The sequence below is a fragment of the Streptococcus sp. UMB1203 genome (genome assembly GCF_030217725.1).
In the GTDB taxonomy this organism is placed as follows: domain Bacteria; phylum Bacillota; class Bacilli; order Lactobacillales; family Streptococcaceae; genus Streptococcus.
This window is the reverse complement of record NZ_JASOOK010000014.1, coordinates 13,749-29,619: the sequence shown is the minus strand read 5'-3', so window position 1 is coordinate 29,619 and position 15,871 is coordinate 13,749. Positions and strand designations below refer to the sequence as shown.

Here is a 15,871-nt window from a genome sequence, read left to right as displayed (position 1 = left end):
ATCTAGGCTTTTTCTTGTGAGCAAATCGGTTGCTTGTACTCAAGATTCGTGTTAGAATAATTTTTCAAATTGAAGGACAGAGGTAGACAAGGAGAATCACAATGGTAGAATTGGGAATTTCAACATTTGGAGAAACAACGGCGCTTGAAAGGACTGGGCAGACTTACAGTCATGCTGAACGAATTCGCCAGTTGCTGGCGGAGATTGATCTGGCTGACAAGGTTGGTTTGGATGTGTATGGAATTGGTGAGCACCATCGAGCGGATTTTGCGGTATCAGCCCCAGAGATCGTCCTGGCAGCTGGGGCAATCAATACCAAGAAAATCCGTTTGACCAGTGCAGTCAGCATTCTCTCAAGTATGGATCCGATTCGTTTGTTCCAACAGTATGCCACTATCGATGCTTTGTCAAATGGACGTGCGGAGATTATGGCCGGAAGGGGTTCTTTCACGGAATCTTTTCCCTTGTTTGGATATGATTTGAAAGACTACGAAGCCCTTTTTGATGAGAAATTAGGCTTGCTCCAGTTAGTCAATGAAAAGACAAGGCTAGACTGGCAAGGGCGATTGACTCAAACAATCTCTGGCAAAGAAGTCTATCCTCGTCCAGTTCAGGACAAATTACCCTTGTGGATAGCGACAGGTGGTCATGTCGAATCAACAGTGAAGATTGCTCAGGCAGGCCTACCGATTGTCTATGCTATTATTGGTGGTAACCCTCGTTATTTTAAAAAGTTGATTCAGGCTTATCGTGAGATTGGTAGTGAAGCGGGTCATGCCAGTCATGAACTAAAGGTTGGAGCTCATTCTTGGGGATGGATTGTTGAAGATGGCGAGCAGGCGGTGAAAGATTATTTCCATCCAACCAAGCAAGTGGTGGATGCTATTTCCAAAGACCGTCCGCACTGGCAGGAATTGCGTTATGAACAATACCTTGAACAGGTCGGACCAAATGGTGCTATGTTTGTAGGCAATCCAGAACAGGTGGCAGAAAAATTGATTCGCATGATAGAGGATTTAGGTTTGGACCGCTTCATGCTCCATCTACCGCTTGGTTCTATGCCACATAATCAGGTTCTGAGAGCTATTGAACTCTTCGGTACACAAGTTGCACCCAAAGTACGGGCTTATTTTGCCATGAAAGAGGCTTAATAAAAAAATTAATAAAGTTCATTAGGATAACAAATATTGTACAAAAATCAATCCCCCGAGCATTAATGCTCGGAGGATTTTTCTATAGGAGGGCTAGTTTAATTCTCTTTTTTGTTTTTTAGTAAGAATCCGAGACCGAGAAGGGCAAGGAGGCTGATTCCTGCGAATAGGAGTTTGTTATCGTTTTTGGTTCCTGTATTTGGAAGTTCAGCTTGTTTAGCTAGAGGCGCAGGTATATTTTCCTTGCTAGGATTTTCTACTGATTCATTTTGAACAGCTTCACTTACAGATGATGGTTGTGCTTCTTGCGCTGGTTGTGAAGTTTGTGTGGTTTGTGAATCAGTTGTAGCTTGGCTAGGTTTATCTTCTGCATCAGCTACTTTTGCATCTGGTTTAGGAGAATCTGGTTTAGTAGAGTCAGGTCTAACTTGTGGAGCTGGATCTTGATGTTCAGGTTTGACCACTCGGTTTGAAATAGTACCTTGGCCATTATTTTGCCCTTGTTCTTGTTTTAAGCTGGAAAGGTCAAATTCTGGCTTTTCTTCCATAGCTGGGGCAACGATGGCGCCGCCTTGAGAGATTCGAAGAACAGTAGCTGTAAGGGCATTTAATTTCAAGCCTTTTTCAGTCCATTCAAGTCCTTTCGGGTTGGCGATTCCTACTGGTCCTGCTTGGTTTTCATCTGCCAAAACTTCAGCATTTCTGAGGTGGGCAAAGGCTGTTCCCAAGTTAAATTCGCGAGCTTTTTCGTCCGCATTGACAAAGACTGCGTAGATATCCCCATTTGGAGCAGTGATTTGATAGCCAATCACTACATCCTCTTTTGCCACGCCATTTTGACCTGGGACAGTGATGAGGTGGACACGGTCTTTGATATCTTGGAGGCTCTTAAGTCGGAAGGCATCTGTAGATTGACGAAGGGCAATCAACCCTTTCATATAGTCACGGCTTTTGACATTTTCAGGGAAAGCTTTTCCATCTGTAGCCTTAGTCCAGTCAAACTTGTTAATAGCATCACTCGAATCGTAAGAGTCATGGATGAAGTAAGGATAGTCAAACGGATTGCCGTCCTTATCACGCAACAAGTGAGATTTATTTGGAACCTTGTCTTCTGCTACTGGAGTTTTGTAGGCTGGGTCACGGAATTGTTTGGTACGACCATATTCCTGACCAGAGTGGATAAACGGAGTTCCTTGAGCGGTTAAGACCATGAGATTTCCAAGTCGCAAACGACGATGAATCTCAGCATAGTTATCAGCCTTGCTTGGGTCTTTTTTGATAGACTGAGCGATGATGTCAAAGAGGGTCAAGTTATCATGGGCCGCGATGTATTGAATCACATCACCAGGGCTATCTGCTTCAAAGTTGGTTGGTTGTGCAATCAGATTTTTGAAGATAGTGTTGATATCTCGTTTGCCACCTGTGATAAAGGCAGGTTGACCTTCGTTTGGATAACCAGACTTGAGGTTGTTACGAATGTCATCTGAAAAGACAGCGACTGTATCGGTATGTTTCATCCAATCTTGGTCAGCAGCTTTAGTAGGCATGTTCTCATCACCTGCATAGGTTCTCCAACCTTCACCAAGCATGATTAAGTGTGGATTGAGGGCGCGTGCGGCCTTGTACGCTTCCTCGATAGAAGCGGCATCATGGTCTCCCATCATATCGAAACGGAATCCATCCACTTTGTAGGTATCAACTAGATATTTGATAGAGTCAACTAGGAGTCGTTTGGTCATATGATGGGTTGTTCCCAAACGTCCACCACCAAAGCTAGTTCGAGGTGTCCCATCAGCATCCATAAAGTGGTAGTAGTTTGGCTCTAAATCTTCAAAGATATCGACCTTGGCTGTATGATTATACACTACATCTAGGATAGCTCCCATACCACGTTTGTGGATCTCGTTGATGAGGTTTTTAAATTCTGCGATTCGTTTTTCTGGATTTTTAGGATCGCTTGAATACATACCAGTCAAGGAGAAGTAGTTTTGAGGATCATATCCCCAGTTATAGTTGCTGTTGCTTGAAGCATAGTCAGACAAGCGTTCATGGTTTTTCAATTCATTGACAAAGTAGTAAGACAAGACTGGAAGGAGCTGGATGTGGGTCACACCTAAGTCTTTGAGATAGTCTAGTTTTTCAATGAAGGCTTCAAAGGTACCAAATGGTTTGGTCAAGTCTTTTGCAATGGCAGGATCTGAAGTGAAGTCACGCACATGAGCTTCGTAGATAACGGCGTCTTCACGAGTCTTGAAGTTGTGAATCTTACCATAAGTCAAGTCTTGAGGTCCTAGTTTAGCTGGATCTACAAAGGCGGCTTTAGCCACTTTATGGGCATCGTCAATCTTAGCATCGTCACTATTCCAAGCAGCGAGGGACTTAGCGTAAGGATCGAGTGCAAGAACAGTTTTACCTTGACGTTCGATTTGGTATTGATAATAGTATCCAGTGAAATCTGTGATTCCGAGTTTGTTTGTGCTATCTAGAGTTTGTTTCCAAGTTCCTCTTTCCCCTTTTTCAAGAGCGACAGTTCCAACCACTTTTTCAGGGTTATTCTTGTCGTAGACAACGACAGAAACCTTGTCAGCACTTGGTGACCAAAGGGTTAAATCAACTTGTTTTCCTTCTTCTTTTAGGTCAGCTCCAAGTTTGCCATCATAACTGTAAGTCTCATCTTTCAGACGCCAGCTTGTTTTGGTAGTGAATTGGTCAGCGTTGTAGCTCACGGTATAAGGATGTTTTGTGTCCGAGAAATCTCCACTGTAGGTCACTTTCTTACCAGCTTCATCGATTGCAACATCGGTGATAGTTACCTTGTTTCCTAGGTGATTAGTGATGTTAGAGTGTTTGAGGATATCCTCTTTTTTAGCACCGACAAGTGTTGAAAAACTACTCTCAATGCTAGAAGTGCCTACGTGTTGGGCTCCTGTCATACGGATATCATGGACATAGTATGGATTTGTGTAAATCGATTCATCATCGTCTTTTAGGAAAATTTGGCTATGATTTTTTAAATCTGTGAACTTATAATCTTCTTTACGGATTTTCACATCGTCTCCTTGTTTGTTTCTGTCTAGTAATAAAAATCCAAGGTCTTTAGCTGCATCTTTGAGTGGAATATCGATATAGCGACCATATTTGCCTGTAGCCGTAAAGTCTGTTCCATTAGGCCATTCACCACTACTTGGCTCTTTCACATCTCCCCAGTACCAGAGAGACTTCTTGTCATAGTTGCCATCTGTGCGGTAGTAGTTGACACGAATAGTTCCTGCAGGCTGTGGTTCGTAAGAGAAAACCTTGTTATCTTGGTCCAACCAAGCCTCATTCATCTTTGGTGCCAGTTTTTCTACTGATTTATCGCCGGTTAGATTTTTCCCAGCTGTATTATTGATGAGGAAGCTAATTTTCTTGGCTTGTTCTCCCTTTAATTTGACATCTAGGTAGTAGCCATAGTCATCTTTTTTGGCATCCTTAAAGGACAAGGCTCCGTTAGGCCAGTTTTCAGATGGTTTTTCAACATCGTCCCAAGTCCATAGTCCTTGAGCATCCTTGTTTTCTTCAGGAAGCTTTTTGACATGGATACGGAAGTAGTTGTCTTCTATTGGTTCTTCTGCCTTAGTTTCAGTCGTTACTGGACTCGTAGAAGTAGTTGGTTCACTTGAACGATCTTGTCCGGTTTGTGGGGCTGAATCGGCGGGAGTTGCAGCAGGAGTAGTTGGCTCTGTTGCAGGTTTTTCTTCTGTTTTCTTTAGGGAAGCGTTTGCACTATCGGGTGAAGAAAAATCGCTTTCGTTCTTGCCAGCGATGTTTGTTGCATCAGTAAGAGGTTGAGTAAGGGAGGTCGTATTTCTGTTGCTGGGTTCGTTAGTGGTTGGTGTATTTTCGTTGGCTGAGATAGTTGGTGTAGCCATGGCAAGCAGAATAAGGCTTGCTCCAATAAGGACAGAACCAGTTCCATTTTTGAGGGAACGGATGCTGTAAACCATTTTTTTCTCAGTTTGAGATGGTATTTTTCTCATAATGATTCTCCAATCAATAAATTTCTATCATCAGTATAGCACTTAGTAAAATAAGATGCAAGCGTTTTCCTAAAATTAAAATAAAAGAAAAAATCGCAACAAATTTTGTTACGATTAAGCCAGTCTTTCTTTATGAATTTGAGAATCAAGAAGGTGAAGGTGATGAAATAATTCTGAAGTAGAGAAGTTACGATTGTAGATAAGTGGTTTAGGAGAGTTGGTGACAGGAAAGGTAGTGATAATAATATCGTGAGGAATTTGATTGAGAATTGAGAAAGAAATCGTAGATTCTTCCCAAGAATCAAAGAGATAGAGATTATTGCCGTAGTGAGCAAGGGTGTCGATAAGGTTTTGTGCGTGATGACTATCCAAATGACTAATGACTAAAACACGTATTTTGGGAAGTTTTTGAAGTAATTGGACTAAAATTCGTTGCCCTTGGATAGAAAAGGTGTAGACAAGTTCTTGTAGCTTACTTGGGTGATTTTCTAGCCCCATTTCAGTAAGGTAAGATTGGAATTTGTGTTGACTTACTTCAAATAGTTTTGGAAATTCTACTTGATAACTGCTTAAAATTTGGGATTTCTGTCTGTCGAGAGACTGGTTACTGAGTAAATGAAAGAAATCAGATTGGGCAGTGTAGTGGAGGAGCCAAATCAATTCCTCGCGATTTTCAATCTGTAGGTGAAATTCTTTAGCTAGTTCTTCTAGGATTTGGCTCAATAAACGGTAAGATTTTTGGATATGATGAATATTACCCAGTGCTCCATTGTTAGGATTGTTTGTGATTTGAGGAGACTTTACTGGGTTTGAAAATAGCTGTTCTAGTGTTTCCTTTGTAGCTTCAAAATGGAGCTTTTTAGCTAGCTTTTTGATATCTTGTTCAAACTGGGGAATCTGCATGAGGGAGCTGTAATGACTGGTTAAGAGCGGACTAGGATTTTCAATGAAATGATTCTTGTTAAAACGCTCTAGATTGATAGCCAGGGTACATTTGATTTGCCGTAGACCGCTGAGGTTGGGTGAAACTTGTTGGGCGTCCAAAAATAGCTGAATCAAGTGAGTGAGTGATTCTTCAGAAATAGAAGGGAAGGGCCAATCAAGAAAGTCGTAACTTTGGCTAAAGTAGTCTAGATAAAAGGCACGAATGCCCTCTTCTTCTCCCTCCATGACTAAAGGGGAAAGTTGGATACTGATGCCATAATGTTGTGGAAGTTTAGTATTTAGATGTTGGATGATTTCCTGAACTCGTTCGCAACTCATCACAAGTTCTTGACATATTTGCTCAAGCGATTGCCCCTCTTTGAAAAATAACTGGTTCAAAAAAGAATAGGTTTCAGATTGTTTAAGAATCGCAATCCTGGGATCTAAGGTGTTTTGGAAGTCAAACTGCAATTGAATGCCTTTTTTGCTTGATTGAAGCAGGAGGTTTGGAAATAATTGTTCAAGCTTAAAAAGGTGTTCTTGCAATTCTTCTATTGAAAAATTCATCTTCTTAGCCAAGTCTGGAATTTCTATCCAATCATGGTGTTTGGTTAATTCTTCTAGTAAGAATAGCAAATCTTGTTCAGTCTTAGAAAGCAAGATATTCATCATAAATCTCCCTATATATTTATACATATATATTAAAATAAAAACCTAGTAAAGTCAAGAAAAACAGCCTAAGATAAAATAAGAAAATCGTAATTTACTATATTTTGTATTGAGTAATTAAACTAAAAATGAAGTTTGGAAAGTGAAAGTTGAATTTAATTTTTTATAGGAAAAGATTTTGTCAAAAAATCGTTAATCCCCTTGAAAAATCTAGCTAAATAGGGTATAATGTAAGTAATCATTTGTCGTAGGTTTTGTCTGAAATATTGTCCAGACAAGGCTCACAGCAGTTAAATCTTCTGAAAAAGTCAGATTTAGCTGCTCTTTTTGTGCTTTTTTTCAGGATTTTGAGTACTTGTAACAAAGACTTAAAGATTCTGAAAATTTATCAAGAGGACACGGTGATAGGGGTTTTTAAAACCATATGACGATTAGAAAAGCCTGATTGACAAGGCTTGGAACTTATTTACAAAGGAGAATCATCTTGGCAGGACATGACGTTCAATACGGGAAACATCGTACCCGTCGTAGTTTTTCAAGAATCAAAGAAGTTCTTGACTTACCAAATTTGATTGAAATTCAAACTGACTCATTCAAAGCTTTCCTAGACCACGGTCTTAAGGAAGTATTTGAAGATGTATTGCCAATTTCAAACTTCACAGACACAATGGAGTTGGAATTTGTTGGATATGAAATCAAGGAACCCAAATACACGCTAGAAGAGGCTCGTATCCACGATGCTAGTTACTCAGCACCAATTTTTGTAACCTTCCGCTTGATTAATAAAGAAACAGGCGAAATCAAGACCCAAGAAGTTTTCTTTGGTGATTTCCCAATCATGACAGAAATGGGTACTTTCATCATCAATGGTGGTGAACGTATCATCGTATCTCAGTTGGTCCGCTCACCAGGTGTTTACTTTAACGATAAAGTTGATAAAAACGGTAAAGTGGGATACGGTTCAACTGTTATCCCTAACCGTGGAGCTTGGTTGGAACTTGAAAGCGACTCAAAAGATATCGCCTACACTCGTATCGACCGTACTCGTAAGATTCCATTTACAACCTTGGTTCGTGCTCTTGGTTTCTCAGGTGATGATGAAATCTTTGATATCTTTGGTGACAGCGAATTGGTTCGCAACACTGTTGAAAAAGATATCCACAAGAATCCAATGGACTCTCGTACCGACGAAGCCTTGAAAGAAATTTACGAACGTCTTCGTCCAGGTGAGCCTAAGACTGCTGAAAGCTCACGTAGCTTGCTTGTAGCTCGTTTCTTTGACCCACGTCGTTATGACTTGGCAGCTGTCGGTCGTTACAAAATCAATAAAAAACTCAATGTTAAAACACGTTTACTTAACCAAACTATTGCTGAGCCATTGGTAGACCCTGAAACAGGAGAAATCTTGGTAGAAGCTGGAACAATCATGACTCGTAGCGTGATTGAAAGCATTGAAAGCCATTTGGATGGCGATTTGAACAAGATTGTCTACATTCCAAATGATGCAGCGGTTGTGACTGAGCCAGTTGTTCTTCAAAAATTCAAGGTTGTTGCCCCAACTGACCCAGACCGTGTTGTCACTATCATTGGTAATGCCAATCCAGATGACAAGGTCCGTATCGTCACTCCTGCAGATATCCTTGCTGAGATGAGCTACTTCCTCAACTTGGCTGAAGGACTTGGTCGTGTAGATGATATCGACCATCTTGGAAACCGTCGTATCCGTGCGGTTGGTGAATTGCTTGCCAACCAAGTACGTCTTGGACTTTCTCGTATGGAACGTAATGTCCGCGAACGTATGTCTGTTCAGGACAATGAAGTCTTGACACCACAACAAATCATCAACATCCGTCCTGTAACAGCTGCAGTTAAAGAATTCTTTGGTTCATCACAGTTGTCACAGTTCATGGACCAACACAACCCGCTTTCTGAGTTGTCTCACAAACGCCGTTTGTCAGCCTTAGGGCCTGGTGGTTTGACACGTGACCGCGCTGGATATGAAGTCCGTGACGTGCACTACACTCACTACGGTCGTATGTGTCCAATCGAGACACCTGAAGGACCTAACATCGGTTTGATTAACAACTTGTCATCTTACGGACACTTGAACAAATATGGTTTTGTTCAAACACCATACCGTAAGGTTGACCGTGAAACAGGTGTTGTCACAAATGAAATCGTTTGGTTGACAGCTGATGAAGAAGATGAATTTACTGTAGCACAGGCTAATTCTCGTCTGAATGAAGATGGAACATTTGCTGAGAAAGTTGTCATGGGACGTCACCAAGGGGTCAACCAAGAGTATCCAGCTAATGTTGTTGACTACATGGACGTATCACCAAAACAGGTAGTTGCCGTTGCGACAGCATGTATTCCTTTCTTGGAAAACGATGACTCCAACCGTGCCCTCATGGGAGCCAACATGCAACGTCAGGCTGTGCCATTGATTAATCCTAAAGCACCTTACGTTGGTACTGGTATGGAATACCAAGCAGCCCACGATTCAGGAGCTGCTGTGATTGCTCAGTATGACGGTAAAGTTACTTATGCAGATGCTGACAAGGTAGAAGTTCGTCGTGAAGATGGTTCATTGGACGTTTACCACATCCAAAAATTCCGTCGTTCAAACTCAGGTACTGCCTACAACCAACGTACGCTTGTTAAAGTTGGGGATGTCGTTGAAAAAGGCGATTTCATAGCTGACGGACCTTCTATGGAAAATGGAGAAATGGCGCTTGGACAAAACCCAATCGTTGCTTACATGACTTGGGAAGGTTACAACTTCGAGGATGCCGTTATCATGAGCGAACGCTTGGTTAAAGACGATGTCTATACATCTGTCCACCTTGAAGAATACGAATCAGAAACGCGCGATACAAAGCTTGGGCCTGAAGAAATCACTCGCGAAATTCCAAACGTTGGTGAAGATGCCCTTAAAGACCTTGACGAAATGGGTATTATCCGTATCGGTGCTGAGGTTAAAGAAGGCGATATCCTTGTAGGTAAAGTAACACCTAAGGGTGAGAAAGACCTTTCAGCTGAAGAACGTCTCTTGCACGCTATCTTCGGAGATAAATCTCGTGAAGTGCGTGATACTTCTCTTCGTGTACCACACGGTGCCGATGGTGTCGTTCGTGATGTTAAGATCTTTACACGTGCAAATGGAGATGAATTGCAATCAGGTGTTAATATGCTGGTTCGCGTCTACATCGCTCAAAAACGTAAGATTAAGGTCGGAGATAAGATGGCCGGACGTCACGGAAACAAAGGGGTTGTCTCTCGTATCGTTCCTGTAGAAGACATGCCTTACCTTCCAGACGGAACTCCAGTCGACATCATGTTGAACCCACTTGGGGTGCCATCACGTATGAATATCGGTCAGGTTATGGAGCTCCACCTTGGTATGGCGGCTCGTACTCTTGGTATCCACATCGCAACACCAGTCTTTGACGGAGCAAGTTCTGAAGACCTTTGGTCAACTGTTAAAGAAGCTGGTATGGATAGCGATGCCAAAACGATCCTTTACGATGGACGTACGGGTGAACCATTTGATAACCGTGTTTCTGTCGGAGTCATGTACATGATCAAACTCCACCACATGGTTGATGATAAATTGCACGCGCGTTCAGTCGGACCTTACTCAACCGTTACCCAACAACCACTCGGAGGTAAAGCTCAGTTTGGTGGACAACGTTTCGGTGAGATGGAGGTTTGGGCTCTTGAAGCCTACGGTGCCTCAAATGTCCTTCAAGAAATCTTGACTTACAAGTCTGACGATATTAACGGACGTTTGAAAGCTTATGAAGCTATTACAAAAGGAAAACCAATTCCAAAACCAGGTGTTCCAGAATCCTTCCGAGTTCTTGTCAAAGAATTGCAATCTCTTGGTCTTGACATGCGTGTCCTTGACGAAGATGACCAAGAAGTGGAACTTCGTGACTTGGATGAAGGAATGGACGAAGATGTCATCCACGTAGATGACCTTGAAAAAGCCCGCGAAAAAGCAGCACAAGAGGCTAAAGCAGCCTTTGAAGCTGAAGAAGCTGAGAAAGCAACGAAAGCGGAAGCAACAGAAGAAGCTGCTGAACAAGAATAAGCAGTTCACTTAGAATAGAAAGGGAAGAAATAGTGGTTGATGTAAATCGTTTTAAAAGTATGCAAATCACCCTAGCTTCTCCAAGTAAAGTCCGTTCATGGTCTTATGGAGAAGTCAAAAAACCTGAAACAATCAATTACCGTACCTTGAAACCAGAACGTGAGGGACTCTTTGATGAAGTTATCTTTGGTCCTACAAAAGACTGGGAATGTGCTTGTGGGAAGTACAAACGCATTCGTTACAGAGGAATTGTTTGTGACCGCTGTGGGGTTGAAGTAACGCGTACGAAAGTTCGTCGTGAGCGCATGGGGCACATCGAGTTGAAAGCTCCTGTATCTCATATCTGGTACTTCAAGGGAATTCCAAGCCGTATGGGCTTGACCCTTGATATGAGCCCTCGTGCCCTCGAGGAAGTTATTTACTTTGCGGCTTATGTGGTGATTGATCCTAAGGATACACCACTTGAGCACAAGTCTATCATGACAGAGCGCGAATACCGTGAGCGATTGCGTGAGTATGGTTATGGATCATTCGTTGCCAAAATGGGTGCCGAAGCCATCCAAGACTTATTGAAACAAGTAGATCTTGAAAAAGAAATTGCTGAACTCAAAGAAGAGTTGAAAACAGCGACTGGACAAAAACGTGTCAAAGCCATCCGTCGTTTGGATGTTTTGGATGCCTTTTACAAGTCTGGAAACAAACCTGAATGGATGATTCTTAACATCCTTCCGGTTATTCCACCAGATCTTCGTCCAATGTTGCAGTTGGATGGTGGCCGTTTTGCCTCATCTGACTTGAATGACCTCTACCGCCGTGTTATCAACCGTAACAACCGTTTGGCTCGTTTGCTTGAGTTGAATGCACCAGGTATTATCGTTCAAAATGAGAAGCGTATGCTTCAAGAAGCAGTTGACGCTTTGATTGACAATGGACGTCGTGGTCGTCCAATCACAGGGCCAGGTAGCCGTCCGCTTAAATCATTGAGTCACATGCTTAAAGGTAAACAAGGACGCTTCCGTCAAAACTTGCTCGGTAAACGTGTTGACTTCTCAGGACGTTCCGTTATCGCTGTTGGTCCAACTCTTAAGATGTACCAATGTGGTGTGCCACGTGAAATGGCGATCGAGCTCTTTAAACCATTCGTGATGCGTGAAATTGTTGCCCGTGATATCGTACAAAACGTCAAAGCAGCTAAACGCTTGGTAGAACGCGGAGATGAGCGTATCTGGGATATTCTTGAAGAAGTAATCAAAGAACACCCAGTGCTTTTGAACCGCGCACCGACCCTTCACCGTTTGGGTATCCAAGCCTTCGAGCCAGTCTTGATTGATGGTAAGGCCCTTCGCTTACACCCACTTGTCTGTGAGGCCTACAATGCCGACTTTGACGGGGACCAAATGGCCATCCACGTACCGCTTTCAGAAGAAGCCCAAGCAGAAGCTCGTATCTTGATGCTGGCTGCTGAGCATATCTTGAACCCGAAAGATGGTAAACCAGTTGTTACTCCATCTCAGGACATGGTTTTGGGTAACTACTACTTGACTATGGAAGAAGCTGGTCGTGAAGGTGAAGGAATGGTCTTCAAAGACCGTGACGAAGCGGTTATGGCTTACCGTAATGGTTATGTTCACCTCCACTCACGTGTTGGTATCGCAACAGACAGTCTTAACAAACCATGGACAGAAGAGCAAAAACATAAGGTCTTGCTTACAACAGTTGGTAAAATCCTCTTCAACGACATCATGCCAGAGGGTCTACCATACTTGCAAGAACCAAACAATGCCAACTTGACAGAAGGCGTTCCTTCTAAATACTTCTTGCCACTTGGTGGAGACATCAAGGAAGCGATCAGCAAACTTGAACTCAACCCTCCATTCAAGAAGAAAAACCTTGGAAATATCATCGCTGAAATCTTCAAACGTTTCCGTACGACAGAAACTTCTGCCCTACTTGACCGCATGAAGAACCTCGGTTACCACCACTCAACTCTTGCAGGATTGACAGTGGGTATTGCCGATATCCCAGTCGTTGATGACAAGGCTGAAATCATTGAAGAATCACACAAACGTGTAGAACAAATCACAAAACAATTCCGTCGTGGTATGATCACAGACGACGAGCGTTACAATGCTGTTACAGCTGAATGGCGTGCTGCCCGTGAAAAACTAGAGAAACGTTTGATTGCCAACCAAGATCCTAAGAACCCAATCGTTATGATGATGGACTCTGGAGCCCGTGGTAACATCTCAAACTTCTCACAGCTTGCCGGTATGCGTGGTCTGATGGCGGCTCCGAACGGACGTATCATGGAATTGCCAATCCTTTCAAACTTCCGCGAAGGTTTGTCGGTATTGGAAATGTTCTTCTCAACTCACGGTGCGCGTAAAGGTATGACCGATACGGCCCTTAAGACAGCTGACTCAGGTTACTTGACTCGTCGTTTGGTTGACGTTGCCCAAGACGTTATCATTCGTGAGGACGACTGTGGAACAGACCGTGGTCTCTTGATCCGCTCTATCGCAGAAGGAAAAGAGATGATTGAGTCTCTCGAAGAGCGTCTCAATGGTCGCTACACTAAGAAAACTGTTAAACATCCAGAAACTGGTGCAGTTATCATTGGTCCAAATGAATTGATTACAGAAGACAAGGCGCGTGAAATTGTTAATGCTGGTGTGGAAGAAGTGACTATCCGCTCTGTATTTACATGTAACACTCGTCACGGTGTCTGCCGTCACTGTTATGGTATCAACTTGGCGACTGGTGATGCGGTTGAAGTTGGTGAAGCAGTTGGTACAATCGCTGCCCAATCTATCGGGGAACCTGGTACACAGCTTACAATGCGTACCTTCCACACGGGTGGGGTTGCCTCAAATACCGATATCACTCAGGGTCTTCCTCGTGTCCAAGAAATCTTTGAAGCCCGCAATCCTAAAGGGGAAGCGGTTATCACAGAGGTTAAAGGACAAGTTACTGCTATCGAAGAAGATGCCTCAACTCGTACTAAGAAAGTCTTTGTTAAGGGCGAAACTGGCGAAGGTGAATACGTCGTACCATTTACAGCTCGTATGCGTGTCGAAGTTGGGGACCAAGTAGCGCGTGGTGCTGCTCTTACAGAAGGTTCTATCCAACCAAAACGTCTCCTTGCAGTTCGTGATGTCTTGTCAGTTGAAACGTACCTTCTTGGTGAAGTACAAAAAGTTTACCGTAGCCAAGGGGTAGAAATCGGTGACAAACACATCGAGGTAATGGTACGTCAAATGATCCGTAAAGTGCGTGTTATGGATCCAGGTGACACAGATCTTCTCATGGGTACTCTCATGGATATCAATGACTTTACAGATGCTAACAAAGATGTCCTTATCGCAGGTGGAGTTCCAGCGACAGGTCGTCCAGTCCTTATGGGAATTACCAAAGCCTCACTTGAAACAAATAGTTTCTTGTCAGCGGCTTCCTTCCAGGAAACAACTCGTGTCCTTACAGATGCGGCTATCCGCGGTAAGAAAGACCATCTCCTTGGACTTAAAGAAAATGTTATCATCGGTAAGATCATCCCAGCAGGTACTGGTATGGCTCGTTACCGTAACCTTGAACCACATGCTATCAACGAAGAAGAATATCTTAATCCTCCAGTAGAGGAAGAAGGAAATGAAGAAACAACAGAAGTAGTTGTGGATACTGCCGTTGAAACTGTGGAAGAAACAGTAGAATAAAAGCAGATGAGAGAGCCTTCGGGTTCTCTTTCTCTTTTCTGAAAACTTTCTCCATTTTTTCCATGAAATATGGTAAAATAAAAGAAAGAAGCTGACAAAGGAGACGGGTATGGAACAAACATTTTTTATTATTAAACCAGACGGTGTAAAAAGAGGGCTAGTGGGTGAGGTGTTGAAACGCATTGAACAACGTGGATTTACAATCGAAAAATTGGAGTTGCGTACAAAGGTTTCAGAAGAGTTGATTGATCAGCACTATCAGGACTTGGTTGGTCAAAGCTTTTACCCACCGATTCGTGAATTTATGACTTCAGGACCAATCCTTGTAGGCATCATTTCTGGTCCTAAAGTAATCGAAACTTGGCGGACCATGATGGGAGCAACTCGTCCAGAAGAAGCTTTACCAGGAACGATTCGAGGTGATTTTGCAAAAGCGGCTGGTGAAAACCAAGCTATTCAAAATGTTGTACATGGTTCAGATTCAGAAGAGTCAGCTAAGCGAGAAATTGCTCTTTGGTTTGAAGAAAAATAGTAAAAGTTTGATGTAAGGGTTACCTGCATCAAACTTTTTTGCATTTTAGAGTAGAAAACTGACAGTTGAGAAATATTCTAGCAATGGTGAGGATTTCTAGCCTATAATAAGAGCAAGTAAGGGAGGAAGAATGATGGAAAAAATGAAAAAGCAAATTCGAGTTTTGTTATTGTTTACGATTTTTGGTATCAGTAGCTGTTCTTGTTTAAGTTTATCGACTTGGTCCTTGGTGTTAAATCAAAACTGCTTCTATTATTTAGTTGGCATGTTGCTTCTTGCCAGTATTGGTGCAGGGCTAAACTATTATAGAGGGCAAGGAAATCAACATTATTCGTTTTTTAAAGAAGATAAGCAACAATTCTTGTATAGCTTACTGCTCTTAGTAAATATTTTGGGTTTAGCCTTAATTGCTATAGAACATATCCTTACAGGAAATACATCCGTAGAAGGGTTTGTGGAATCCTTTCTACCGAGTTTCTTTTTCTTATTTGGTATTGATTTGCTAGTCTTTTTACCGATTCAGAAGTATGTAAATGGATTGAAAAAGATTTTGGGTAAGAAGGAAATGTGTTTTATTAGTGGATTAGCTATTTTAATCTTTCTCAGGAATCCTTGGATGCTATTATCCATGACCTTTTATATTGCCTTGGGAATGCTGTTTCTGGGACTGTTAGTACCAAAAGTTATTCGCTGGGAAGTTTCATTTTATAGCCACCTGATGAGGGATATCTTGTTAGTTGTCTTCTTGCTGTTTCTATTTTAAATATAAA

General features: G+C 42.4%; 7 protein-coding genes. 5 read left to right on the top strand and 2 right to left on the bottom strand.

The genetic code is table 11. From position 1 onward, the window contains the following. Positions 1 to 101: 101 nt before the first annotated feature. A complete protein-coding gene (locus QP439_RS05080; protein WP_285388197.1) occupies positions 102 to 1,151 on the top strand; it encodes an LLM class flavin-dependent oxidoreductase in 1,050 nt (349 codons plus the stop codon). A gap of 98 nt (positions 1,152 to 1,249) precedes the next feature. On the opposite strand, the gene QP439_RS05075 is transcribed toward QP439_RS05080, so the two are convergent. Together QP439_RS05075 and QP439_RS05070 are read right to left on the bottom strand one after the other, a co-directional pair. Beyond that, positions 1,250 to 5,170 carry a pullulanase gene (locus QP439_RS05075; RefSeq protein ID WP_285388194.1) on the bottom strand — a complete coding sequence of 1,307 codons (3,921 nt, stop codon included), beginning with the start codon at positions 5,168 to 5,170 and terminating at the stop codon, positions 1,250 to 1,252. A gap of 114 nt (positions 5,171 to 5,284) precedes the next feature. After that, entirely contained in the window at positions 5,285 to 6,763 is a 1,479-nt protein-coding gene (locus QP439_RS05070) for an AcpB/EbpR/MafR family transcriptional regulator (RefSeq protein ID WP_285388226.1), read from the bottom strand. A gap of 484 nt (positions 6,764 to 7,247) precedes the next feature. Between QP439_RS05070 and rpoB the strand changes: the two genes are divergently transcribed. The 4 genes from rpoB (at position 7,248) to QP439_RS05050 (ending at position 15,864) form a co-directional block, all read left to right on the top strand. Beyond that, complete coding sequence (gene rpoB, locus QP439_RS05065; protein ID WP_125410865.1) at positions 7,248 to 10,859, top strand: DNA-directed RNA polymerase subunit beta; 3,612 nt, start codon at positions 7,248 to 7,250, stop codon at positions 10,857 to 10,859. A 32-nt stretch (positions 10,860 to 10,891) separates the two neighbouring features. Then, positions 10,892 to 14,569, top strand: a complete 3,678-nt coding sequence (gene rpoC, locus QP439_RS05060; protein WP_049550564.1) for a DNA-directed RNA polymerase subunit beta' — start codon at positions 10,892 to 10,894, stop codon at positions 14,567 to 14,569. A 109-nt stretch (positions 14,570 to 14,678) separates the two neighbouring features. Further along, complete coding sequence (ndk, locus tag QP439_RS05055; protein WP_049550563.1) at positions 14,679 to 15,101, top strand: nucleoside-diphosphate kinase; 423 nt, start codon at positions 14,679 to 14,681, stop codon at positions 15,099 to 15,101. Between the two features lie 130 nt (positions 15,102 to 15,231). Further along, positions 15,232 to 15,864 (top strand): competence protein, encoded by a 633-nt coding sequence (locus QP439_RS05050; protein ID WP_239668513.1) that lies wholly within the window; start codon positions 15,232 to 15,234, stop codon positions 15,862 to 15,864. Positions 15,865 to 15,871 lie beyond the last annotated feature (7 nt).